22 protein-coding genes and 2 pseudogenes are annotated in these 24925 nt (G+C 42.6%); 11 read left to right on the forward strand and 13 right to left on the reverse strand.

Annotation, left to right across the window (positions count from 1 at the left end; genetic code table 11):
* Positions 1-35 precede the first annotated feature (35 nt).
* The 4 genes from FW759_RS00365 to FW759_RS00380 all read left to right on the forward strand — a co-directional run bounded on the left by FW759_RS00365 (position 36) and on the right by FW759_RS00380 (position 3913).
* Positions 36-1223 carry an NRAMP family divalent metal transporter gene (locus tag FW759_RS00365; RefSeq protein WP_062844514.1) on the forward strand — a complete coding sequence of 396 codons (1188 nt, stop codon included), beginning with the start codon at positions 36-38 and terminating at the stop codon, positions 1221-1223.
* A gap of 21 nt (positions 1224-1244) precedes the next feature.
* Positions 1245-1664: an acetyl-CoA carboxylase biotin carboxyl carrier protein gene (locus FW759_RS00370; RefSeq protein WP_446441846.1), complete on the forward strand. Its 420-nt coding sequence runs from the start codon at positions 1245-1247 to the stop codon at positions 1662-1664.
* Between the two features lie 253 nt (positions 1665-1917).
* On the forward strand, positions 1918-2772 hold the full coding sequence (locus FW759_RS00375) for an SDR family NAD(P)-dependent oxidoreductase (RefSeq protein WP_443527450.1): 855 nt from the start codon (positions 1918-1920) through the stop codon (positions 2770-2772).
* A gap of 91 nt (positions 2773-2863) precedes the next feature.
* Positions 2864-3913, forward strand: a complete 1050-nt coding sequence (locus FW759_RS00380) for a zinc-binding alcohol dehydrogenase family protein (RefSeq protein WP_446441847.1) — start codon at positions 2864-2866, stop codon at positions 3911-3913.
* Positions 3914-4041: 128 nt separating this feature from the next.
* Here the strand turns inward: FW759_RS00380 and FW759_RS00385 are convergent, their stop codons facing one another.
* The 8 genes from FW759_RS00385 to ppiC form a co-directional block, all read right to left on the reverse strand.
* Positions 4042-4578, reverse strand: coding sequence for an ankyrin repeat domain-containing protein (locus tag FW759_RS00385; protein ID WP_446441848.1), 537 nt, complete (start codon positions 4576-4578; stop codon positions 4042-4044).
* 151 nt (positions 4579-4729) lie between these two features.
* On the reverse strand, positions 4730-5779 hold the full coding sequence (locus tag FW759_RS00390) for a dipeptidase (RefSeq protein ID WP_443504906.1): 1050 nt from the start codon (positions 5777-5779) through the stop codon (positions 4730-4732).
* Positions 5780-5781: 2 nt separating this feature from the next.
* On the reverse strand, positions 5782-6978 hold the full coding sequence (pqqE, locus tag FW759_RS00395; RefSeq protein ID WP_446441849.1) for a pyrroloquinoline quinone biosynthesis protein PqqE: 1197 nt from the start codon (positions 6976-6978) through the stop codon (positions 5782-5784).
* Entirely contained in the window at positions 6975-7259 is a 285-nt protein-coding gene (gene pqqD / locus FW759_RS00400; protein WP_095568439.1) for a pyrroloquinoline quinone biosynthesis peptide chaperone PqqD, read from the reverse strand. Before pqqD ends, pqqE begins: the two co-directional genes overlap by 4 nt.
* Positions 7256-8014 carry a pyrroloquinoline-quinone synthase PqqC gene (gene pqqC / locus FW759_RS00405; RefSeq protein WP_446441850.1) on the reverse strand — a complete coding sequence of 253 codons (759 nt, stop codon included), beginning with the start codon at positions 8012-8014 and terminating at the stop codon, positions 7256-7258. Before pqqC ends, pqqD begins: the two co-directional genes overlap by 4 nt.
* A 30-nt stretch (positions 8015-8044) precedes the next feature.
* Positions 8045-8956: a pyrroloquinoline quinone biosynthesis protein PqqB gene (gene pqqB, locus FW759_RS00410; RefSeq protein ID WP_446441851.1), complete on the reverse strand. Its 912-nt coding sequence runs from the start codon at positions 8954-8956 to the stop codon at positions 8045-8047.
* Between the two features lie 79 nt (positions 8957-9035).
* Positions 9036-9110: a pyrroloquinoline quinone precursor peptide PqqA gene (pqqA, locus tag FW759_RS00415; RefSeq protein WP_075107140.1), complete on the reverse strand. Its 75-nt coding sequence runs from the start codon at positions 9108-9110 to the stop codon at positions 9036-9038.
* Positions 9111-9289: 179 nt separating this feature from the next.
* A complete protein-coding gene (gene ppiC, locus FW759_RS00420; RefSeq protein ID WP_443508853.1) occupies positions 9290-9568 on the reverse strand; it encodes a peptidylprolyl isomerase PpiC in 279 nt (92 codons plus the stop codon).
* Between the two features lie 464 nt (positions 9569-10032).
* Here ppiC and FW759_RS00425 point away from each other — a divergent pair, with 464 nt between their 5' ends.
* Positions 10033-10626 (forward strand): hypothetical protein, encoded by a 594-nt coding sequence (locus FW759_RS00425; RefSeq protein WP_446441852.1) that lies wholly within the window; start codon positions 10033-10035, stop codon positions 10624-10626.
* Positions 10627-10870: 244 nt separating this feature from the next.
* Here FW759_RS00425 and FW759_RS00430 read toward each other — a convergent pair whose 3' ends face one another.
* The 4 genes from FW759_RS00430 to FW759_RS00445 all read right to left on the reverse strand — a co-directional run bounded on the left by FW759_RS00430 (position 10871) and on the right by FW759_RS00445 (position 15997).
* A complete protein-coding gene (locus tag FW759_RS00430) occupies positions 10871-11965 on the reverse strand; it encodes an NADH:flavin oxidoreductase/NADH oxidase (RefSeq protein WP_446441853.1) in 1095 nt (364 codons plus the stop codon).
* A gap of 470 nt (positions 11966-12435) precedes the next feature.
* Positions 12436-13281, reverse strand: a complete 846-nt coding sequence (locus FW759_RS00435; protein ID WP_446441854.1) for an IclR family transcriptional regulator — start codon at positions 13279-13281, stop codon at positions 12436-12438.
* 145 nt (positions 13282-13426) lie between these two features.
* Complete coding sequence (locus FW759_RS00440; RefSeq protein WP_446441855.1) at positions 13427-14692, reverse strand: MFS transporter; 1266 nt, start codon at positions 14690-14692, stop codon at positions 13427-13429.
* Between the two features lie 150 nt (positions 14693-14842).
* Complete coding sequence (locus FW759_RS00445) at positions 14843-15997, reverse strand: acyl-CoA dehydrogenase family protein (RefSeq protein WP_446441856.1); 1155 nt, start codon at positions 15995-15997, stop codon at positions 14843-14845.
* A 294-nt stretch (positions 15998-16291) separates the two neighbouring features.
* On the opposite strand from FW759_RS00445, the gene FW759_RS00450 reads away from it, so the two are divergent.
* From FW759_RS00450 to FW759_RS00470, 5 genes are all read left to right on the forward strand, one after another.
* Entirely contained in the window at positions 16292-17068 is a 777-nt protein-coding gene (locus FW759_RS00450) for an enoyl-CoA hydratase (protein ID WP_446441857.1), read from the forward strand.
* Between the two features lie 75 nt (positions 17069-17143).
* The gene (locus FW759_RS00455; RefSeq protein ID WP_446441858.1) at positions 17144-18739 is read left to right on the forward strand and encodes a 3-hydroxyacyl-CoA dehydrogenase; all 1596 of its coding nucleotides are present in this window, start codon (positions 17144-17146) and stop codon (positions 18737-18739) included.
* A gap of 136 nt (positions 18740-18875) precedes the next feature.
* The gene (locus FW759_RS00460) at positions 18876-20078 is read left to right on the forward strand and encodes a 3-oxoadipyl-CoA thiolase (RefSeq protein ID WP_446441859.1); all 1203 of its coding nucleotides are present in this window, start codon (positions 18876-18878) and stop codon (positions 20076-20078) included.
* 65 nt (positions 20079-20143) lie between these two features.
* Positions 20144-21868: a long-chain-fatty-acid--CoA ligase gene (locus tag FW759_RS00465; RefSeq protein ID WP_446441860.1), complete on the forward strand. Its 1725-nt coding sequence runs from the start codon at positions 20144-20146 to the stop codon at positions 21866-21868.
* Positions 21869-22007: 139 nt separating this feature from the next.
* Positions 22008-22484: an acyl-CoA thioesterase gene (locus FW759_RS00470; RefSeq protein WP_095568425.1), complete on the forward strand. Its 477-nt coding sequence runs from the start codon at positions 22008-22010 to the stop codon at positions 22482-22484.
* 139 nt (positions 22485-22623) lie between these two features.
* On the opposite strand, the pseudogene FW759_RS00475 reads toward FW759_RS00470, so the two are convergent.
* A pseudogene (locus FW759_RS00475) lies at positions 22624-22940 on the reverse strand (hypothetical protein); the annotation flags it as partial.
* A 370-nt stretch (positions 22941-23310) separates the two neighbouring features.
* On the opposite strand from FW759_RS00475, the pseudogene FW759_RS00480 reads away from it, so the two are divergent.
* Positions 23311-24864: pseudogene (locus FW759_RS00480) on the forward strand (TerC family protein).
* Positions 24865-24925 lie beyond the last annotated feature (61 nt).

Here is a 24925-nt window from a genome sequence, read left to right on the forward strand (position 1 = left end):
TGAATCGACTTATTTTGTATAACACAAGGATGTTCATGAGTACCTTAAAAAAACATAATACCGCCATTTTGGGCGCGGCCTTTTTGATGGCCACATCAGCTGTCGGACCAGGGTTTTTGACCCAAACGGCTACCTTTACCGAAAGTCTGATGGCAAGTTTTGGTTTTGTTATTCTAATATCTATTATCATGGATATTGGCGTACAGCTTAATGTTTGGCGCATTGTCGCTGTCTCTAGAAAACGGGCACAGGAAATTGCCAACTTAGTATTCCCAGGCGTCGGTTACTTGCTTGCATTTTTAATTATTGCAGGCGGGCTTGCTTTTAACATTGGTAACATTGGCGGTGCAGGTCTTGGCATGCAGTCTATGTTCAATATCTCGCCAATCACTGGGGCATTGATCAGTGGTGTCGTCGCAGTAGCCATATTCTTAGGCAAAGAAGCTGGTCCCATGATGGATAAATTTGCTCAGCTGATGGGCTTTATTCTTATTGTATTGATCATTTATGTGGTGTTCAAATCTGACCCACCATTGGCTGAAGCCGTTACTAAAACCATCATGCCTGACAAGATTGATGCAGTGGCTATCGTGACTTTGGTCGGCGGTACGGTTGGCGGCTATATTACGTTTTCAGGTGCACACCGCTTATTAGAAGCAGGCGTGAGTGGAGAGGAAAATCTGGGTGCAGTGACGCGAAGTTCAGTGTCTGGTATTTTGATTGCTTCTGTTATTCGTGTGTTCTTGTTTCTTGCCGTTTTAGGTGTGGTGTCTCAAGGTTTTACCTTGAATCCGGCAAACCCAGCCATGTCACCTTTTGAATATATATTAGGCAATGCAGGCAAGGTGATTTTTGGTATGGTCATTTGGGCCGCCTCCGTGACTTCTGTCATTGGTGCTGCTTATACTTCTGTGTCTTTTATGACCAATTTTCATCCGTTTATTGAAACGTACAAACGCTATTTTATTATTGGCTTTATCGTCATCTCAACGCTGGTGTTTGCCACTATCGGTAAGCCTGCCCAAGTACTGGTATTGGTCGGTACGTTAAATGGTTTGGTACTGCCTATTGCCATGGTCATTATTCTTATCGCTGCTTATAGAAAAAACATCGTTGGTAACTACAAGCATCCTATTTGGATTGCCGCATTTGGTTGGTTGATTGCCATTGTCATGAGTATTCTAAGCGTGATGACGATCGCTAAATATCTTGGTATGAGTTGATAATTAATTAAGGGATTTATGATGGATATAGAGCAAATAGCGCGTGTGGTTAAGCTGGTTGAGCGCAGTCAGTTGAACGAAATAACAATTGCGAATAACGGGCAATCTATTAAAGTGGTCAATAATGTAGACTCACAGAACAGTGCTAATCCGGTAGAAGCTTTGACGACTCAAGAGCTTGAACAGAAAGACAGTAAACCATTACAAGTATGTGCAACTCATGTGGGAAAAGTTTACTTAAGTGAAGATGATACAACTGACCAGCTGGTAAATGAAGGAGATAGTATCGAAAAAGGCCAAACAATTTGCTTCATTGAGGAGTTGACTCGTTTGCTTCCTATTATCAGTGATAAAACAGGTATTGTTGACACCATCTTAGTTAAAAATGGACAAAACATCGAATATGGTCAGCCTATTTTAAAATTGATAAGCAGCAAATAAACTGCTGGTTAACTTAGGGTTCATTAGAAGTCTATTAATTTATTACTTGACGGTATCTTGTCTTTATATGGGCTTGGTACCGTCATTTTTATGGGCAATGACTAAAAGTACAATTATTAAGAGGTGCAAAGAGAGTTGACAAGTGACTTCTGTATGAATCAAAACATTTCCATTACAATAACTGCTATGACGATAGATAAAATAGAACATGTATCCAAAACTGAAATCATAATTCAAATAATAAGGACGGTTTATGACTATGTATAAAACTATTTTAATCACTGGTAGCACGGATGGCATTGGCAAATTAGCTGCTTTAAAATTGGCAGAAGCGGGGCATCAAGTGTACCTGCATGGCCGTGATGCGGACAAACTGGCCGGTGTCATTGCAGAAGTAAAAGCCGTGGCAATAGGCGACGCGGTAGATCATATTGATGGATTTGTCGCTGATTTCTCTGATTTAACGGCTGTGCTCAAGATGGCCGCAGACGTCAATGAAAAATTGCCAAAGCTGGATGTCTTGATAAACAATGCAGGAATTTATACCACATCAGCTGCAATGACCAAAGATGATTTGGACATACGCTTTGTGGTCAATTATCTAGCACCTTATGAGCTGACCAATGCGCTATTACCGTTACTCAAGCAGTCTGACAAAGCACGCATCATCAATCTAAGTTCAGCCGCTCAGACACCGATATCATACGAAGCGTTTGCAGGACAAACCACCTTGGATGATAAAGCTGCCTATGCGCAAAGTAAGCTGGCACTCACTATGTGGAGTATGGCCTTAGCTGAAAAGATTGCCAGCGATGATATCAATGTAATTGCTGTGAATCCAGGTTCCCTTCTCAATACAAAGATGGTTGATGAAGCGTATGGTCAGTACTGGTCATCAGCAGATAAAGGCGCAAATATATTAGCGGAACTGGCGATCTCAAATGAATTCACTGACGATACGGGTAAATACTTTGATAACGATATCAAAGATGGCATACAAGGTGATGTAAGAGGCGAGTTTGGAAAACCGCATGCCGATGCTTTGAATAAAGAAGCCATTGCAAAGCTTGAGAAGCATACAGAGCAGGTTTTGGAGTCGTTGTATTAATCATAGTTCATTTCATACAAAGACTCATGTGTTTTAATTACCGCCCAAACAAGGACGCTATTTACTCCATTTATTATTAGGAATAAAAACAATGCAAAATCAGACAGTAAAAGCCATTGGTTATAAAGACAATTTCGCTATCGATAATGAACAAGCACTACAAGACATTACCCTTGAGAAACCGACTGCTACAGGCCATGATATTTTGGTAGAGGTCAAAGCGATATCTGTAAACCCCGTCGATTATAAAATCCGTCAGTCACGTCCTGCACTAGACGGTGAGTATGCGGTGATTGGCTGGGACGCGGCGGGTATCGTGACGGCTGTCGGCGATGAGGTCAGCTTGTTCTCAGTAGGAGATAAGGTGTATTACGCGGGTGATTTGACCCGTTCAGGTAGCAACGCTGAATATCAACTGGTTGATGAGCGTATCGTCGGGCACATGCCATCATCGCTATCTTTTGCAGAAGCTGCGGCATTGCCACTCACGACGATTACCGCGTGGGAGATGTTATTTGAGCGTTTACAAATACCGGTTTCTGATAGCTCATCAGGTGAGAGCGCAAATGACGTCTCAGTATTGGTCATTGGTGCGGCAGGCGGAGTCGGCTCCATATTAACGCAGTTATTAAAGACACGAACGTCTGCGACGATTATTGGCACCGCGTCAAGAGATGAGAGCGTACAGTGGTTAAAGGATTTGGGCGCAGATCATGTGATTAATCACCGCAACCCTTTATTTGATGAACTACAACAGACAGGCATTAATGAAGTAGATTATGTCATCAGTCTAAATAACACTGACGAGCATTATGAAGAAATCATCAAATGCTTAAAGCCACAAGGTAAATTGGGACTGATTGATGATCCAAAATCATTGGATGCCAATGCGCTTAAAACTAAGTGTTTAAGCTTACACTGGGAGTTCATGTTTACGCGCTCAATGTTCCATACGCCAGATATGCTTGAACAGCATCGTTTACTAAATGACGTGGCAAAATTAATTGATGCAGGCGATATCAAAACCACGGTTGCTCATAATCTTGGCACTATCACGGCTGAGCATGTACGCCATGCACACCAAATGCTAGAAAACCAACAAGCACATGGCAAGATTGTATTAGAAGGTTGGCCTGCTTAGAATCGACATCTTGGTAGGCTTGATACGTGGCCTACCAAGATAGCGCGTAGTGCAAAAAATAGCATAAACTATCCGATAAAATGCATCACTCTATAGATTTTTCAGTTCCATTCCTTGAGTCTGACTTTCTATTTGTTGGCGTTTTTTTGCATCATATCAACTACTGGTAAGAGTTTCTTATTCTTTAAGCTGTGCTCCTTAACACCTTCTAAAATAATTTCGTAACCATTATAAAAATGAATGTCACCACCTTTATCGAGCATCAACTGTAACAAGTCAAGTTCCTCTGGCTGTCCGTTGATGTAAGCTAAAGGAATAATATTTTTTAGATTCGCCGCATTTGGGTTAGCGCCAGCTTCGAGTAAAGCCATAGCAGCACCCACGTTCTCTTTTCGCATTGCATAATGTAGAGGCGTCATGCAATAGCAGTCCTGAGCATTGACATCAACACCTTTCCCAATAAGGTATTCAATGCTTTCACGCGGTGGCGTTTCTTTATTGAAATCCATTAAAGCAGTATGTAACCAATTCCAGTTCTCTACTGGGGTTACTCTACTAAAACTACCTGCACCAGAGTCAACCAGATTCTCAATACACTCAAAATTAGCTTCATAAATTCCTGTTAAAAACTGAAGTTCCAACTCTGTTTTTTTATCTATACCCATGGTTCAACACTCACTTAGATCTTAATTCTGAGGACAAGGTGATATTAGAGCGCAATAATTTTATCAGTAAAGATAATTATGAAGCTTCAAAGATCGAAAATATAAACAACTATAATGATAGTTATATTCTACAAAGAACACACGTCAGCCATCACTGCCATATCTTATCAAGTACAGCAAACCAGTTTTTTGACGTGATTTTTTCAATAAGCGCATCAGAGAAGTGACGTTGTTGCATCTGCTCAATCAGCTTGGAGATTTGACTGATATCCGACAACTCATCAGGCAATAGACAACCATCGAAATCAGAGCCAAAGCCAACATGATCTTCGCCTAGATGGTCAATCAGATAAGCAAGATGATCGACAATCACATCAAGCGAGGTATGCGTATTGCGCTGCCCATCCGCACGCAAAAATGCCACATCGAAGTTCACTCCAACTAGACCGCCATTTTGTTTAATGGCAGTCAGCTGGCGATCGGTTAGGTTTCTTGCTTGCGCACACAAAGCATGGGCGTTCGAGTGGGTTGCGACAATGGGTTGATCGATAATTTCTAGCGTATCCCAAAACGCACGCTCATTCATGTGTGACACATCGATGAGCATGTGTTTATCACGACACGCCAAAATAAGGTCTTTGCCTTGAGTGGTGAGACCAGATCCTGTATCTGGAGAGTGCGGAAAGGACGCATTTAAGCCATCACCAAAGGGGCTTTTTCTATTCCACAGTGGGCCGATACTTCTGAGTCCTGCTTCATAAAATACATCCAGCAACTCAGGCTCAATAGCCAAAAACTCAGCACCTTCAAGATGAAGAACAATGGCCAATTGCTGATTCTGCTGGCAGGTTCTGATTTGTGCAACAGATGTACAGATCCGAATCTGACCGTCTGATCGCGCCTCTAATTGCTGGGCAAGTTCTAATTGTGCGCAACAAATATCAACGATTTCTTGCGGAGTGAAGTCTGAGTTTGACGGATTGGATAACTTATCGGGATGGTTGTTTTTTACATAAGCATAGGGCGGTAAGAAAATAGAGAATAATCCGCCCATCCAACCTGTTTGTCGGCAACGCTTTAAATCTAAATGTCCCGGTAGCGTGCCATAAATAAAATCATGCACCGGATCGTCAGCCGAGCTTAGCCACAGGCGAGTTAACAGATCGTTATGGCCATCAAAGATGATAGGCTTGGCATTCATATTTAATCCATCAGGGTACGAGTAGGAATCAATTGCTCTTGACCTACTTGTACTTTATTGGCTTGTGTTTCATTGACTTGTTTATCACTTAACCGCTTGGAGTTTTTAGGGTTGCGAAAGCGCAATTCCTCAAAAGGTACGGGCGTCTCGCTGTTGACACGCGCCTCTTCGATCAGATAGTGATAAGGCGATTTACCACATACTGGATCGGCGTTTTTGGCATCGCCCGTCAGCATAAACGCTTGGCAACGACAACCGCCATAATCACGTTCTTTATCAGGGCAGCTTTGGCACATATCAGGCATCCACTCATCACCGCGAAAGTGATTGAAGCTGTCTGAGTCATACCAGATGTCTTTTAATGGTGTCTGCCTGACATTAGGAAACTGCATGGGTAGCTGTCTGGCAGCATGACACGGTAGGGCAGTGCCATCAGGCGCGACGGTCAAAAAAATCTTGCCCCAACCATCCATACAAGGTTTTGGGCGTTCTTCGTAGTAATCAGGCACCACAAATATCAGTTTACATTTGATACCACGTTCTTCAATTTTTTTGCGGTATTCATTGGTAATGCGTTCGGCTCTGACCACTTGCTCTTTGGTCGGAAGTAAACCTTCAATGTTTTCAAACGCCCAACCATAAAACTGGCAAATAGCCAGCTCGACCGTGTCTGCTTCAAGCTCTAAGCATAGATCAATAATCTGATCGATCTGATCGATGTTTTGGCGATGAATCACAAAGTTGAGCACCATCGGATAGTCATATTGCTTGACCAAACGTGACATCTCATACTTTTGTTCAAAGGCATGCTTTGAACCCGCCAATGCATTGTTTACCGATGGATCACTGGCCTGAAAACTGATTTGAATATGTTGTAGGCCTGCTTCTTTTAGACTCGCGATTCTGGCCTCAGTGAGTCCCATACCTGAGGTGATAAGGTTGGTATAAAAGCCTTGTTTGTGTGCATAAGCGACCAGCTCCTCCAAATCTTGGCGAACCAGCGGCTCACCACCCGAAAACCCAAGCTGTACCGCGCCCATTTGCCGCGCTTGATCAAACACATCAAACCACTCCCCAGTCGTCAGCTCTTCTTTATACTGAGCATAATCAATGGGGTTGGAGCAATATGGACACTGTAATGGGCAGCGATAAGTCAGCTCCGTCAGCAGCCATAATGGTAGTCCTACTGGCGCAGTCATACTAAATCGATCCAATGTTCGCGCTGGGCCACTAGCATATACTCAACGATGTCTTGCTCGATTTCAGGTACATCACCAAACATGGCTTTTACCTTTTGGATAATATCCGCAATGGAGGCTTCACCATCAATATGCTGACCAATGATGCTGGCGCTGTCATTAAGTTTGATCATACCTTCAGGGTAGAGTAACACATAAGCATTTTGGGCTGGCTCAAACTGAAAGCGATAGCCATGACGCCATACAGGTACGATAGAATGATCTAACTCAGGTATACTCATTTGAACAATCCTTTATGCCAGACATTATCTGTTGTGACGCTCTGGTAAGGGGCTTGATTATGAACATAAGCCAAGCTCAACGCATCCAAAATCGTCCATAAAATATCAAGCTTGAACTGTAAGATTTCAAGCATACGCTCTTGTTGTTCAACCGTTTTGAATGAGTCGAGTGTGATGGTCAGACCATGCTCAACATCACGGCGAGCTTGACTCAAGCGTGAGCGGAAGTAGATATAGCCTTCTTCTTTGATCCAAGGATAATGTTTGGGCCAAGACTCTAAGCGAGACTGGTGAATTTGCGGAGCAAACAGCTCAGTCAGTGAGCTACTGGCGGCTTCTCGCCATGAGGTGCGACGCGCAAAATTCACATAAGCGTCAACAGCAAAACGCACACCCGGTAAAACCAACTCTTCAGAAATAACTTGCTCACGCGTCAGACCAACCGCTTCAGCCAGACTGAGCCATGCTTCGCGGCCACCGCCATCAGGATACACGCCATCTTGATCAATCATACGTTGAATCCACTCTTGGCGCACCCGCTGGTCGGGGCAGTTTGCCATAATAGCTGCGTCTTTCAATGGAATATTGATTTGATAGTAAAATCGATTGGCGACCCACGCTTGAATTTGCTGCTGCGTCGCCTGTCCTTCATGCATCATGATATGAAAGGGATGGTAGATATGATAATACTGACCTTTTGCCAAAATCGCTTGTTCAAACGCTTCTGTGCTAAGTGCTGTTTTTTCTTCTTGCATTGCTTTTACCTTAATATTTCGGTCTTCACCTTACAACTCAATCTGCATGCCATCAAAAGCCACTTCAACCCCATGCTGCTTTAATTGGGCTTTCTGTTCAGACTTTTCGTTCAGTATTGGATTGGTGTTGTTGATATGGATCAATATCTTGCGTGAATTGGTGAGTTGGTCTAAATAATGGAGTGAGCCATCTTCGCCACTGATATGCAAATGCCCCATGTCTTGGCCGGTTTTTGTACCGACGCCGCACTCTTGCATCTCATTATCAGTCCATAAGGTGCCATCAATCATCACGCAATCAGACGCTTTCATGATTTGCATGACTTCATCGTCAATTTTGCCCAAACCTGGCGCATAGAACAGCTGCTTTTGTGTTTTCAAATCTTTCACAATCAAAGCAATATTGTCGCCATCATGCGGATCATTGCGATGCGGAGAATAAGGAGGTGCTGAACTTTTGATAACCAATGGGGTTAGCTCTAAATTGCTGTAGCCGTCAATTTGAAAGCTCTTTTTTGGATCGATTTGATTGTATTGTAGGCCGCCGTTCCAATGCTTTAGCATATTGAAAAGAGGAAAACCTGTGCTGAGGTCTTGATGCACCATGTCTGTACACCATATCCGAATGGGGCAGCCTTCACGTAGGGTCAACAGGCCTGTGGTATGGTCAAGTTGACTGTCCATCAAAACCACATCGGTAATTCCTGTGTCTCTCAAGTGACGAGCTGGCTGAGCCGCCTTAAAGTCAAATAACTGCTGGCGAATATCAGGTGAGGCGTTGAATAGTATCCAATCTACGCCATTTTCTGATATGGCGATTGACGATTGGGTACGCGTTTGTGCTTCAATCGTGCCCTGACGCACGCCATGACAGTTATCGCAATTGCAATTCCATTGCGGAAAGCCGCCACCAGCTGCTGAGCCTAAAACATGAATATACATAGATCAATTTTTCCAAATTTCTAAAAAAATAAAAGCCCTAATCATCTAGGGCTTTTAATGTACTGATTTCTAGTAAATCTTAACGTGCTTCAAAATACATAGTGATTTCGAAACCGATACGAATGTCTTGAAAAGCGGGTTTAGTCCACTGCATGGGATGTCTCCGAGAAGTTATTATGGGATCATCGTTGAGATGAATGAAAGTAACCATCTATAAAGTAACTATATATCAATGGTATTATAAGCCGACCCTCAATGTCAATTTGTTAAGAATTATGTTTGGAGGGTTTTGGTAACAAAGCCTGACGGTAGTGAAAGCTCTGACTCTAATGCTTAGGTTCTATAAAGTACTTTGACCACATGCCAGCCAAATTTGGTTTTCACTAAGTGCGGGGTGAGCAGCTCACTATTGAAGCAGACTTTATCAAATGCCGGTACCATTTGACCTTTTGTAAACTCCCCTAAGTTGCCGCCTTGTTTACCTGATGGGCAGGTGGAATGTTTTTTAGCCAGTACATCGAACTGAGCGCCTTTTTTGAGCTTGGCGAGGATGTCATCAGCCTGTTCTTTGTGTTTTACTAAAATGTGTAATGCGCTAGCGGTACGAGCCATAGTGTAAACCTTTCATAAAATATCGATTATCAAGGCATTATATCATGGCTTATCTTGGTTGCTAACCTCGCTTGGATAAGCTAACAAATAGTAAGTGAGAATATAACCCTAATTAACCTATAGAAAAGTAGCTTTTAAATAGATTAAAAAGTCTCAGTATGAATAGTCGTCTAGACTGAAACCAAAGGTTAGATTTTTTGGTTAGAAACAGCCGATAATGGCGCAGCTTGAAAAAATGCATCATCAAGCGCATGAGCAATATTTTATTGCTAGCTCGGTAAAAACTAAAAATAATACGGAAGTCGTAGTATAACGAGCCATGATTCTTAGCTATTTTAATTACTTGTTTACAAAGGTAATCGTTGATGGAATTATTGGGTTGTGTAATATACGCCGTTTTGGGATGTTATAAGCAACAAAAATGGGAAAGAATAAGCTGTTAAATTTCTTTATCGAGATCAAGTATGGATGAAAAAATTAAAGCCTCATGGGAGAGAGTACTTCATCCTGAGACGCTTAAAACAAATATCATTACCGCCTCTATATTTTCGATGGCTTTCGAAATGCTCAAGAGTAGTATTATCGAAAAGATCGAAGGTTTCTTTATAAATGGATTCGATGAAAATGGGATGATTGTTAGTTCTGAATATAAAGAAAAGGTGCTTAGCCTAAACAGAAGCCAACTCTACGCATCGTTGAAATGGTTACAAGATATGGATGCTATTGATGATGAAGATTTAAATAAATTTGAGCATATCAAAAGGTGTCGCAACACCTTAGCTCACGAGATGCTCACGTTTGCCTCGTCAGGTGTAGAATTTGATGTCGCCGAAGTATTAGAAGAAATGATTGGCCTATTGAGAAAAATAGAAATTTGGTGGTTTGAAAACTTAGAAATGGCAATAGACCCAGAAGCTTACCCCGAAGATCTAGACTTAGAACAGGTAATTCCCGGCCCCGTATGGAGTCTTCAAATGCTTATTGACGTTGCTTTAGGGCCAGAAGATGAGGCGCGAAAATATTATGATCATTTTATTGCTAATTCAGACAAAACTTAATAAGCACATGTTTCGGACTAGTTTTCCGCTGTGATCCAAACTAGCTGCAAGTGCATGCGTTACCAGCTTCTCCTCATGTGCCTGAGCTGACCCTCAACACTTAAACGATATAAAGCTTTACTTCTCTCCTAATTATACAAAACAGCATAACCTAGCGTTTTAACCACTTCTAAGCTGGACGACTCTATTTATAACAAAAAGGCTCAATCGGTCATAACCAATTGAGCCAGTACTGCTTATATGCTTACTCTATCGGAGACGGCTTGCCATGTGGGCTTGAGCGCAGATATTGTTTAGGCGCCTTTACTTTTGCGCCAAGCTTTGCAGCAGCGTGCCAAGGCCAGTGCGGGTCATAAAGCATGCCTCGTGCCAATGCAACTGCATCCGCTTGCTGCTTGGTGATGATGCTTTGCGCTTGCTCGGCTTCGGTGATTAAGCCTACTGCGATGACGGGTATATTGACCGCTTCTTTTATCGCGGCGGCAAAAGGCACTTGATAGCTCGCTTCCACAGGGATTTGCTGCTCTGGGCTCAGTCCTGCGGTACTCACATGGATATAATCACAGCCTAATGCTTCTAATGCTTTAGCCAGCTCGATCGTTTGGGTAAGGTCCCAGCCGCCTTCGACCCAATCGGTTGCAGACACTCGCACACCCACTGGCTTGTCACTTGAAAACGCAGCGCGCACCGCTGTAAATACGTCAAGTAACAAGCGCATTCTGTTCTCAAGACTGCCGCCGTATTGATCATCACGTTTGTTAGAAAGCGGCGACAAAAATTGATGTAATAGATAACCGTGCGCACCATGAATTTCAATCAAATCAAGACCCAGCGCATCGGCGCGTTTTGCTGCATTAACAAAATCGCTTATTAATTCGTCAATATCATTTTGAGTCATTGCTGTAGGCACGGTAGAATTTTCGTCATATGCGAGCGCCGACGGTGCCACCGTTTGCCAGCCATTTACCTTATCAGGGGCAATCGAACCGCCGCCGTCCCAAGGTTTTTCGGTTGACGCTTTACGCCCAGCATGCGCAAGTTGTACGCCTATCGGCATAGGGCTGTACTGTCTGATAGCGGTGAGTGTTTTATCCAATGCAGCTTGCGTCCTGTCATCCCATAATCCCAAATCAGCATAGCTGATACGTCCTTGTGGGTTGACGGCAGTGGCTTCTAAAATAAGTAGCCCTGCGCCGCTCAAACTCATTTGGCCCAAATGAATCGTATGCCAATCGCTTGCCGCGCCATCATTGGCGGAGTACTGGCACATAGGGGCGATTATAATACGGTTGTCTAATGTGAGTTGCCCAAGTGTCAAAGGCGAAAAAAGTTGGCTCATGGTGAATCCTTAAAAACGTACCTAAAGGCACGGAAAATAATATGCGAAAGCGATATAAATAATTTATGGTCGATTCTCTTTAAAAGAGACGTAAAACTGGGACGGATTTTGCGCAGTTTTTGTATTAACAGCATGCAACAAGAATATATACCAGTCTCATCTTATTAATGGTTCTACTTCATTGAGAACTGACTATATGTAATTACTGCTTGAATAGTTGATGGGGATGACTTGTTGTTTTTATAGGGCACATCTAACGGCAGGTTGTTACGGTTATGCCTAAGTCATTTAAAAATTGTTAGTAGGTATGTCTTCGTATGATGTTTCACTACTTGGTTTTTGCTGTAATGCTTTTGCAAGGTATAGGACAGCTATAGAGGCACAATTTGACTTAAGTGGATTGTCGGTTAACCACTATCGATTTGCTATGAATAAAGTATAGGTGAACAAGGCGAAGACAACCTTATAAATTAGCTAATGTACAGATTGTCTTCAATGCTATTTTTCATATGTAGCAGGCGAGGGGCGATGTCTTCTTCTAATTTATCACGACTAAGAACGAAGCTTGGTGCGCCGCAGTTAAAGGTCAATAGGCCTTCGGTCGGATGCATCAATGCTGTGGCAACTGCGTTGACGTCTTTTTGCCATTCACTGATAGAAAAACAATAGCCGTAATCGTCATAATCTTTAAAAGCCTTATCCAGCCCGCGTCTGATTTTTAACCAATCGTCTTTATGCTTCGTACGAATGGCATCCAGTATGAATTCTTGCTCAGCTTGCGGCATGCTGGCTAGGCAGGCTCTTCCCATTGAGCTTAAATGAATCGGTAAATATGAGCCCACATTGCGTCGCATGGTCGTGGTGCTGGATCCTTGCACGACATTGAGATACACCATCGTCAGGCGATCACGAGTGGCCATAGCCACCGCACTGTTAGCATAGTCTGCCAACTCTTCCATAAAGGGGGTGACCAAATTATTGATAGAGATATTGGCCATCATGGTATAGCCGAACCCCAACACGCCTACAGAAAGTTGATACTTGCTACTATTTGGAGATTGTTTTAAATAACCCAACTTGACTAAGGTATAAGTGAGACGCGTGATGGTTCCTTTAGGTAGCCCTGTTAATTGACTTAACTCTTGGTTTCCTAAAAAAGGGCGTTGCGGGGTAAAACAACGCAGTAGCTCAAGTCCTCGAGCCAAAGCAGTGATGAACTGTCTATCGTTTTGATCTCTCATCTCTGCAATGGGCTCTAACAACTCAATATGTGTCGTATTATTAGCGCCTTCGTCTGTAGGATTTTTAGTGGTCATATAGTATTTTTATCTCAATTAAGTTCATATAAATGTGATAGTAAACGCACAATACGCGGTAATAATATTATATTAAAGACACGACTAAGATATTCACACAGGTATTATAATCTATTTCGCTATGCGGTACATACATGGATGACTATTAGGCTTTTTGTGGATCGTACTGCTGTTCTTTGATAAACAAGGTGGGAATAAGGCCACATAAGAAGTACGCACCTGCCATGAGCAATAAGCCTGCGCCGATAGAGTTGTGCATGGCCATATAACCAATGGCGACAGGAGCAATCACTGAACCGAGTCGTCCAATATTAAAAGCCCCGCCAATTGCCGTTCCGCGAATAGCGGTGGGGAAGCTTTCGGTTAAATAGGTGGCATTGATGGCATAAGGAATACCATATAAGAAACCAAAGGTAATCATCAGCCAGCCGATGTTTTCTGGCGTGTGCATATAAACCAAAATAGGAATAAATAAGGCGGTGCCCATCGTGCCAAAGGCAAACACGATTTTTCGACCGATTTTATCAGCGACAAGGCCTGCGACGACTTTAGCAAACATCATGGTCAAATAAGTACCCGCCATGTAGAGCGCCATCTCTTTAAATTTTATGCCAAGCTCGGTTTCTAAATAAGAAGGTAGCCAGTTACTGACCCCAAAATAACCAAAGAGTAGTAATCCTGAGCTCATCGACCATAAGATAAACATCAAGCGATGCTTTGGATTTTCAAAGATGGCTTTATAAGGGTTTGCAGGTTTTTGCAGAGGGTCTTTTGCGCCACTGAGTTTGAGCGCGCGCGCCGCTTTCCAAGACTGCGGCTCAGGAATCAAAAAATACATAGAGATTGAGAGAAGAATAGGAATAAAGGTTAAGAGGTATAAGGTGCGCCAGCCATAACTTGGAATAATCCAAGCGGAGATGCTTGTGATTACTAACGACCCCAAGGTAAAACCTGTCATCAATGCAGCAAGTACGGTCGTTCGATGTTTAGTCGGCACCATCTCAGACATCAAGGTATTGGTTGCGATATACAAACTACCAAGACCCAAGCAGGCGACAAATCGTAAGCCCACAAATTGCTCATAGCTCTGCACAAATCCGCTAAAACCAGACAAGATAGAAAACATTGCCGTTGCAATCACAATAACCCGTACTCGCCCAAAACGATCACAGGCCCAGCCGCCAAAAACCCCGCCGATGGCCATACCAAATAATGACCAACTGCCAAGCGCGCCAGCTTGAACATTGGTCAATCCAAATTCTTGCTTCAAACTTGAGAGAGTAAAGGCGAGAATACCAATATCGGCACCGTCACATAACAAGACTAAAAAACAAAAAAAGAACGCCAGTTTCCAAGGTTGCTTTTGTGCAGCACCCAAGTCTGGATCCGAAGTTATAGCAGCACTTTTCACAATATATATCCTTATTGTTGTGAGAGTAAAACACTATAGTGACGTGACTAACATGAATGAGGTATCTGCGTCCTAGCAAATACCTCAATACGCTTTGATAAAGTTAATGCCTGCTGATACTCAAACCAATGGCATTGAAAGAAGTGCGCATTACTCGCTCACTTCTTTGATCATATTGCGTGCAATGATGATTTGCTGAATCTGAGTCGTCCCTTCATATAAGCGGTATAAACGCACATCACGATAAAAACGCTCAATACCATAATCAGCGATATAGCCTGCGCCGCCATGAATCTGAACGGCTCTATCCGCGACGCGGCCACACATTTCGGTAGCAAACATCTTGGCGCATGAGGACTCTGTTATGACATCTTTGCCTTCATCACGTAAACGCGCTGCATCTAACACCATAGATTTGGCCGCATAAATCTCTGCCTTTGAATCAGCAAGCATCGCTTGAATGAGCTGAAAATTGGCAATGGGCTGTCCAAACTGTTTGCGATCTACCGCGTAATGTAGCGCGTCATTTAACATACGTATGGCAGCGCCTGTACTGGCAGCTGCAATATGTAAGCGACCTTTATCAAGTACCTTCATGGCCGTTTTGAAACCCACACCCTCAATACCGCCGATCAATGCACTGGCAGGAACGACGCAGTTATCAAAGATCACATCACAAGTGTGCGCGCCTTTTTGTCCCATTTTTTTATCAATTTTGCCAAGTGTGATACCCGGCGTATCACTCTCAACGATAAATGCTGAGATGCCGCCGGATCTTTTGTTTTGCGGATCCGTACGTGCCATCACGGTAAACACGCCCGCTTGAGGCGCATTGGTTATATAGCGCTTGGTGCCGTTGAGTACATAGTTGTCATCATCTTTAATGGCGGTGGTTCGAAGGGAAGCAGCATCCGAGCCTGACTCTGGTTCAGTCAAGCAAAAAGAGCCGATAATTTCACCGCTGGCAAGTTTTGGCAGATATTTTTGTTTTTGTTCTTCGGTACCGTCAATTACAAGACCGGACGAGCCAATACCATTGTTCGTGCCTATTAATGAGCGAAAGGCAGGTGAGGTGCGCCCTAACTCAAAAGCCACAATGACTTCCTCTTCCATTGTTAGGCCAAGCCCACCGTAGGCTTCTGGAATAGTCAGTCCAAACAAACCCAATTCACGCATTTGCTCGATGATATCTTCTGGCAGACGATCGTTTTCTGCTACCCAATCTTCTTTTGGTATCAGTTGGTCGGTGACGAACTGACGGACGGTTTGGACGATATGGTCGAGTACTTCCTTATCTCTAATCATGGGTTTCTTCCTTGTTGAAACAATGGCTAAGCTTGCCTAATGAGGGTGTTAAGATTCATTCGAATAAACAGCATAATAGATAGTTTATTAAATTACAATGATTTTGGTTTAAAAAACCGCAATGCGGTATTTATTAATACATGAATATATGAAAGCCATAGTTCAATTCTAACAATATCTGTGTTTATCGCTTCACAAATCAAAATAAACAGTATATATTGGAATTAAATATCGCTATGCGGTATTTATTATTTTAAAGGGATTTGTTTAAAAAGGTTTAAAAGGAATGATGTCATGGAAGAGCAAATAATTTTGACTGAGCAGCAAACTAATGGTGTTTGCGTGATAACGCTCAATCGACCCAAAGTTCGTAATGCGTTGAATACTGAATTGCGTCAGAAACTGGCGGACATGTTTATCCAACTCAATGACGACCCACAGACTAAAGCCATTGTGTTGACTGGTGGTGATAAGGTATTCGCAGCTGGTGCTGATGTTAATGATTTTTTGACGGCAAAAACCGTCGATGTATATCTACGTCATAGTGAGCGTTATTGGGATGCGATTACCAACTGTCGCAAGCCAATCATTGCTGCGGTCAATGGTTATGCGCTTGGCGGTGGCTGTGAGCTGGCTATGCATGCTGACATCATTGTGGCTGGCAAGTCCGCTAAATTTGGTCAACCAGAAATCAAAATTGGGCTGATGCCAGGAGCTGGAGGCACGCAGCGATTGTTTCGCGTGATTGGCAAGCATAAAGCCATGAAGCTGATACTGACAGGCGATATGATCAGCGCTGAGGCCGCGGATCAAATGGGACTGGTCTCTGAAGTGGTTGACGATGAAACCACCATCAAGCGTGCCATTGAGATTGCTGAAAAATTGGCAGGTTACTCGCCCATAGCGTTGATGCAAATCAAAGAAGTGGCCAATCTTGGGGTCGATATGCCGCTACAGGCTGCGTTGGCTTTGGAGCGTAAAGCCTTTCAGATTTTGTTTGATACCGAAGATCAAAAAGAGGGCGTGAAGGCCTTTTTGGAAAAACGCGACGCCAATTATAAAGGTCAGTAGCGTATGGTTTGCTAAGGATAAGCAGACTCGTTTTTGAAAATAAAATTATTCAACAAGATCATATAAAGGACTACTATGACCGCCAATACAACAAACATCAAATCATTGGCCATCATCGGCACAGGTGTCATGGGTATGGGTATCGCCCAAATTGCTGCCCAAGCAGGTATTCAGGTGCTTTTGTTCGATGCCAAAACGGGCGCTGCTGCACAAGGGCGTCAATCTCTTCAAACCATGCTCGAAAAACTAACGGCGAAAGGTAAGTTCACTGACGCGCAGCTTCAATCTACTTTGGCAAATCTGATAGTAATTGACGATATAGCCAAAATATCTATAGTAGATGTCATTGTTGAAGCCATTGTTGAAAACCTAGAAATCAAGCAACAGCTTTTTAAACAGTTAGAAAGCATTGTGTCTACCAAGACAATTTTGGCAACCAATACTTCCTCATTAGCCGTGACCGCGATTGCCGCCGATTGTGCGCACCCAGAACGTGTGGCTGGATTTCACTTCTTTAATCCAGTGCCATTAATGAAAATCGTTGAAGTAATTCCGGGGCTTTCTACTCATCCATCCGTCGTCGAGACATTGACTGCATTAGCGACACACATGGGACATTTGGGTGTGGTAGCAAAAGACACGCCAGGCTTTATCGTCAATCATGGTGGCCGCGCTTATGGCACGGAGGCCTTAAAAATATTAGGGGAAGGGGTTGCTAGTTTTGAGAATATTGATCGCATTTTGCGTGAAGGGGCTGGTTTTCGGATGGGACCGTTCGAACTACTTGATCTTACGGGTATCGACGTATCGCATCCAGTGATGGAATCTGTTTATAACCAATTTTACTCTGAGGCACGTTATCGTCCCCATCCTTTAACGCGTCAAATGCTAATAGGGAAAAAGCTCGGTCGCAAAGTTGGTGAAGGCTTTTATCAGTATGAAGAGGATCAAAAAGTCACAGCAAATACACCTCAACAGCCATCGTTTGAGGTGTCAGTATCTGATGCACCCATTACCTCAGTTTGGATTGGCGCAGATTTAGTAGAGGATAGGCAGCAGCTGGTTGATTATTTATATTCTAACAATATCAATATTGATAATAACGACAAGCCACATTCTGACAGCCTAGTATTACTGGCCATGTATGGCGAGGACACAACCAACGCTGCTATGCGCCATCAAGTGAATCCCAAACAAGCGGTTGCCATCGATATGCTGACTGACTTGTCAATGCATTGTACTTTGATGCCAAGTATCGTCACCCAAGATAAGTTTGTGGCACAAGCTTATGCTTTGTTCGGTAAGAGTCCAGACAAAACTATCAATGAAAATAAAGAATTAATACAGTCTACTGCTGGTGCCACGCTTATAAATGAAAGCACGGGCTTTGTGACGCAGCGAGTCATTGCGATGGTGGTTAATTTAGGGTGTGATATTGCACTACAGGGCATCGCGTCTCCTGAAGATATTGATAAGGCGGTTAAGCTTGGATTGGGTTATCCGTATGGCCCTATCTCATGGGGAGATGAGCTTGGTGCTGAGCGAATACTACTTATTTTAACGCGTATCTATGCGTTAACGGGTGATCCGCGTTATCGTCCAAGTCCATGGTTACAGCGCCGCGCTACTCTTGGCATCTCGCTGTTTACTCAGCAAACCCAATATTCGTAATAATAGACGCGTCACTTTATTCAACCATACATTTTATGGCTGCTTATTTTAGGCAGACAGCTTTTTTAAAAACCATACTTTCTTTAGAAGACAACGGTTTAAAAGACAAATATCAAAAATACGACAAGGAACAGTTATGTTAGATGCCTATATTTATGATGGATTAAGAAGCCCTTTTGGTCGGCATGGCGGTGCATTAGCAACGGCTCGTCCTGACGACTTGATTGCCACGGTGATAAAGAACTTGGTGGAAAAGCACCAATTGCCTAACGATATCTTTGATGAAGTATTGATCGGTAATACCAACCAAGCCGGTGAAGACTCACGCAACATCGCTCGTAATGCTGCGCTGTTAGCAGGGTTAGATGTAAAAACACCGGGTCAAACGGTCAATCGCCTATGTGCTTCAGGATTATCAACCGTCATTGATGCTGCTCACAGTATTACTTGCAATGAGGGAGATATCATTTTAGCGGGCGGTGTTGAATCCATGACCCGTGCACCTTTCGTCTTTGCTAAGACCGAGCAGCCTTTTAGTCGTGAATGTAAAGTATTTGATACCACCATTGGCAGTCGCTTCCCCAATCCTATAATCGAAAAACAGTTTGGTAGCGATAGTATGCCGCAAACGGGCGATAATGTTGCTCGTAAATATGGTATCAGTCGTGAAGCTGCGGATAAGTTCGCAGCAGCTTCGCAAGCTAAATACCAAGCCGCCAAACAAGCTGGGTTCTTCGACGATGAAATAACACCAATTATGGTATCACAAGGCAAAAAGCTCTCTGAAAAAGCGATAGTGGAAGATGAGCATCCGCGCGCCAGCTCTACGGTTGAAGCATTACGAAAATTGAAACCTTTAAATGACGAAGGTGTCGTTACAGCAGGGAATGCATCAGGTATCAATGATGGTGCCGCTGCATTGATTATTGGTTCAAAACAGGCGGAAGAAAAGTTAGGCTTCAAGCCTATCGCCAAGATTCTCTCATCTGGTGCCATGGGGGTTGAGCCAAATATTATGGGCGTAGGTCCTGTTGAGGCCATTAAGCTGGCGTTGAAGCGTGCTGATTTAACCCTTGATGACATGGCAATCATTGAGATTAACGAAGCATTTGCCTCACAAGTACTGGGCTGTCTCAAAGGTTTAGACATTGATTTTGATGACAAGCGCGTCAACCCCAATGGCGGAGCAATTGCTGTTGGACATCCGCTTGGCGCCTCAGGGGCAAGAATTGCATTAAGCACAGCGCGTGAGCTACAGCGTACTGGTGGCAAGTATGCAGTAGTCAGCTTATGTATTGGTATTGGGCAAGGGCTTGCTATGGTGATAGAACGGGTGTAAATCTTCTACGCTATCTTTATTACTATGATTCTCGCTACATTATTTTATGATCAAGGACGACAATAATGACTTCTATACTTAACCAACATGAGGATTATCAGCAAGCCCAAGACGCTTATGGTTTTCCTTTAATCATTAAACAACTGCTCAATCGTGCAAAGATTGCCTCTACGAATCAAACTATTAGTTACGCCGATAAGGTTACTTATACGTATGCTGAGTTTTTCAAGCGCGTTAACCGTTTGGCAAACGTGCTTAAAAACATGGGTTTACAAGCAGGTGATGTGGTTGCCGTTATGGATTGGGACAGTCATCGTTACCTTGAAGCCTATTTTGCTGTACCCATGTCTGGCATGATTTTGCAAACGGTCAATGTACGTCTGGCTGAAGACAAAGTGCTCTATACCATTAATCATGCCAAGCCGAAAGCGTTGTTGTTAAATGCTGAATTTGAGCCAATGGCGAAAAACTACCGTCATGACGCACCTTCTATCGAGAAAATTATTTGGCTCGATGACACAGAGCTTGATGACACAAAGCTCGATAACAAAAAGTATGGCGAATATGAGCCACAAACTGAGCGATCCAGCATGCCGGATTATATCGAAGGTGAGTATGAAGCCCTGTTAGCTGCGACCAGTGACGCGTTTGATTTTCCAGATTTCGATGAAAACACCATTGCCACGACATTTTATACCAGTGGCACTACGGGCGACCCAAAAGGTGTCTTTTTTACCCATCGGCAAATCGTATTACAGACGCTGGCAAGTACGCTAGCATCCGCACTAAATGCTGAAGGCCAAGGCGCTCGCTACAATGATGTCTACATGCCAATGACACCGTTATTCCATGTGCACGCTTGGTGTTGGCCGTATGGAGCAACCATGATAGGACTTAAACAAGTGTACCCAGGGCGCTACCTCGCCCCAAGGCTGGTAGACTTAATTGAACAGCATAAAGTGACACTTTCACACGGCGTTCCAGCAATCTTACAGATGTTATTAAAGGAGATGGCAGCACGAGGACGTAAGTTTGATGGTCTCAAATTATTGTTAGGTGGCTCCAAGTTAAATGAAGGCTTAGCCAAAGCGGCCATTGAAAGCGGTATCGAGTTTATGTCTGGATTTGGTATGTCAGAATCCTGTCCTGTGCTATCCAGGGCGGTATTTGATGATAAAACTGACTCGATGGAAATGAAAGAGCAGCTTAACTATCGTTGTCTTTCTGGCTCACCAATTATGCTCGTCTCCATGGAGATATGGGACGAAAATGGTAAGCCTCAACCCATGGATGGTAAATCTACAGGAGAGTTGGTTATTCGAGCGCCTTGGCTGACCCAAAGCTATTTTAAAAACTCAGATGCTGGAAATGAGCTATGGGAAGGCGGCTGGATGCATACCCAAGATATTGCCAGTATTTCTTCTAGTGGTACTTTAAGCATTACGGATCGGCTAAAAGATGTGATTAAGTCTGGTGGTGAATGGATATCCTCGCTTGAAGTTGAAACTATTTTCTCTTTTCACCCAAGTGTCGCTGATGTTGCGGTGATTGGGGTGCCCGATGAAAGGTGGGGCGAGAGACCGTTAGCGTTGGTCGTCTTAAAACCTGACTATGCGGATACCAAAGCGGCTGATATTTTAGCATTAGGCCATCAAGCAGTTGAAAAAGGATATCTACCAAAGTATGGCGTACCAAATGAAATCAAATTTTTATTAGAGATGCCAAAGACTAGTGTGGGCAAGCTTGATAAGAAAAGAATGCGGATGATGTGCGCAGAAAAACTGATTTGATTCAAAGAATACTTTTTAAGGATTATACAACCATTATTTAAGCTGAATGCTTATTTTAGTAGGTGTATTCATAGGCTGGTTTCTACATAGATTTATAAATAGATAGGTACATTCATCGGTATGACGAGACGGGAATAATATGAAGGCTTTAGGTATATTACCGGAAATACAAGAAACGCTTGATAAAGACAAGCATCACCCTATGCATGGTTTCGCTGCGATTTACTCTCAACAAGTAGAGTGGGGCGATATGGATTCTTTTGGCCATGTCAATAATGTGGTCTATTACACTTACGCTCAAAATGCCCGTATCTACTATAACAGTCAATTGAATTTATTCAATGAAAAGACTTTTTCTGTCATGGCAGCATCGTCCTGTCAATATTTCAAACCTGTGACTCATCCTGATACCTTATGGATTGGCGTTCGAGTCAAAAAAATTGGCAATGCTAGCTTGATTCATGAATATACTTATTATAGTACGGCTACGAATACTATCGTCGCTAGTGGTGAGTCAGTATTGGTATATCTTGATAAAGATAGTGGGCAAAAGAAAAATATTGATGAGACTAAAAAAACGGCGATTATGGCTTTTGATAATTTTAAAATGATTTGATAGACATTGTCATAACCTCACCGTACTACAAAATTTAACTCGTATTTGGGCACTATATTTTTATAGTGTTTTACCTCCACTCAATCACTGCCAAACTAGACCGAGTGGCAATTGTCGGATAAAAAACTATGACCACTGGTTAGTCGCACGCGGATATCACTACCTTCGATATTGGTCGAGATGTCAATATCAAAGGCGATTCCATTACCTGTCTTGGCGATTTATAGCCTAAACTCTTTTGATTGTAGTAGAGCTTAATATAGCTAATAATATCGTTGATCGCTACAATCCTTATTTTATAGTCTTGTTGATATACTAATTCATTCTTCGATTGTCAGAGTGCACAATTAGTCTTTGGCTTGGGCCTCTATTCTTGACAGCCATGTTCAATGCTTTGCCTACTAGATTTGCGGTCATTCGCTTATTGATAGCATAGCCAACCAACTCTTTGATAAACTCCGCTTAATATGCTTAGTTTACCAAGTTTGGTTTTACATTTTTTCAGCATAGCTCAGTTTTGCAGAAAGTTTCGGCTTTAGTTAAGAATTCTAAAGGCGTGTGTGGGAAGGTGTAGTTATCGATATTAAGTAGGCGTATCTAGATTTTTTGTAAATGTTGGCATAAAATGAATGACTGCTACACAGAATTCAGGATAAAGTCGGTATTTTTTGCAAAAGAACTAATAAACCGTAACGCTTAAATCTGTAATGTAGTTTGTCTAATTATCTTCTGGATTTAGACCAGCATTATCACTGAAACCACTGTTACTTTTTAGCAATAGCTGTATTGTTCTCTTAATCCCTTTCAATAAAGAGTATCAAATTAAATGATAGAACTTCTAAGCGATCCTTCGATATGGCTTGGTTTTCTTGCGTTAGTTAGTCTTGAGATTATCCTAGGTATTGATAATCTAGTTTTTATTGCCATTCTTGCTAACAAACTTCCCCCGCATCAACGTAGTAAAGCTCGCAATCTAGGGCTTGGTCTAGCGCTAGTTATGCGCTTAGGGCTACTGTTTGTCATGTCATGGCTTGTGACACTGACTGAACCTGTGGTTAGTTATGGTACATTCAATTTATCAATCAGAGACTTGATCTTGGTTGTCGGTGGTTTCTTTCTATTATTCAAAGCAACATTTGAGCTGCATGAACGATTAGAAGGCAAACCTGATACTAATAATAATAGTAAAGTATATGCAGGCTTTGCGGCTGTTGTTGCGCAAATCGTTATCTTGGATGCCGTCTTCTCCTTTGATGCAGTGATAACCGCGGTCGGCATGGTAAAGCATGTAGAAGTAATGATGGCTGCGGTTATTGTAGCCATGGCAGTAATGATTTTAGCGGCCAAAGCTTTAACTGATTTTGTGGGTAAGCATCCTACTGTCGTTATCCTATGCTTGGGCTTTTTGCTTATGATTGGATTTAGTTTGATCGTTGAAGGATTAGGCTTTCACATACCAAAAGGCTATTTATATGCAGCTATTGGCTTTTCTATTGTTATTGAAGCCTTTAATCAATTCATGCAACGTAACCGTAATAAGCATGAGAGCGTTATTCCTCTACGAGATAGAGCCGCAGACAGTATTCTAAAACTGATGGGTGGTAAAACTTCTAACGATAATGAAGATCTGCTAACGGAAGACAAAAGCTCCATACCAGTCATTCCTTTTGAAGAAGAGGAGCGTTATATGATCAGCGGTGTGCTCGCGTTAGGCGAACGAGATGTTGAAACCATCATGACGCCACGCTCAGATATCTCTTGGATTAATATAGAAGATAGTATAGACGAGATATATAAGAAAGTACTATCAACACCACACAGTTTATTACCTGTTTGCTAAGGACAGTTAAACAAGATATTGAGCGTAGTACGAGCCAAAGATATCTTATCGGTATTAAACAAACAGCCTGACAATATTTACTCGGCTTTAGAACCTTTATTTACTAAGCAAAAGCCTGTTTTCGTTTCTAATAGCATTGGTAATTTGCGTCTTATTAATTTGCTAAAAAATGCCAAGGGTAACTTGGCCATAGTGGTTGATGAGTATGGTCAAGTCGCAGGACTAGTGACGCCTTTAGATCTGTTTGAAGCCATTGCTGGCGAGTTTCCTGATGAAGATGAAACGTTAGAGTTTTTTAAACAAGATGATCATTGGATAGCTGAAGGTACTATTAGCCTAGATCAATTGCGTCTTGAGTTAAATGAGCCAAGTTTATTAGAAGAAGTCGAGCAGCTGACCTTAGGTGGCTATATCAATTTTAGGCTAGGCGGTATTGGTCAAGTCAATGAGCAAGTCAGCAGTGATGGGTATGTTTTTACAATTTTAGAAGCTTTGTCTACAAGAATTCTTCTAGTAAAAATTGAGAGAGATGACACTTAATGAAACTCATGGCTTCTATAGCTATACTATAAACCGTCCCAAATTTGTCTGATTCTTTAAG

The sequence above is a fragment of the Psychrobacter sp. 1176_08 genome (genome assembly GCF_052850615.1).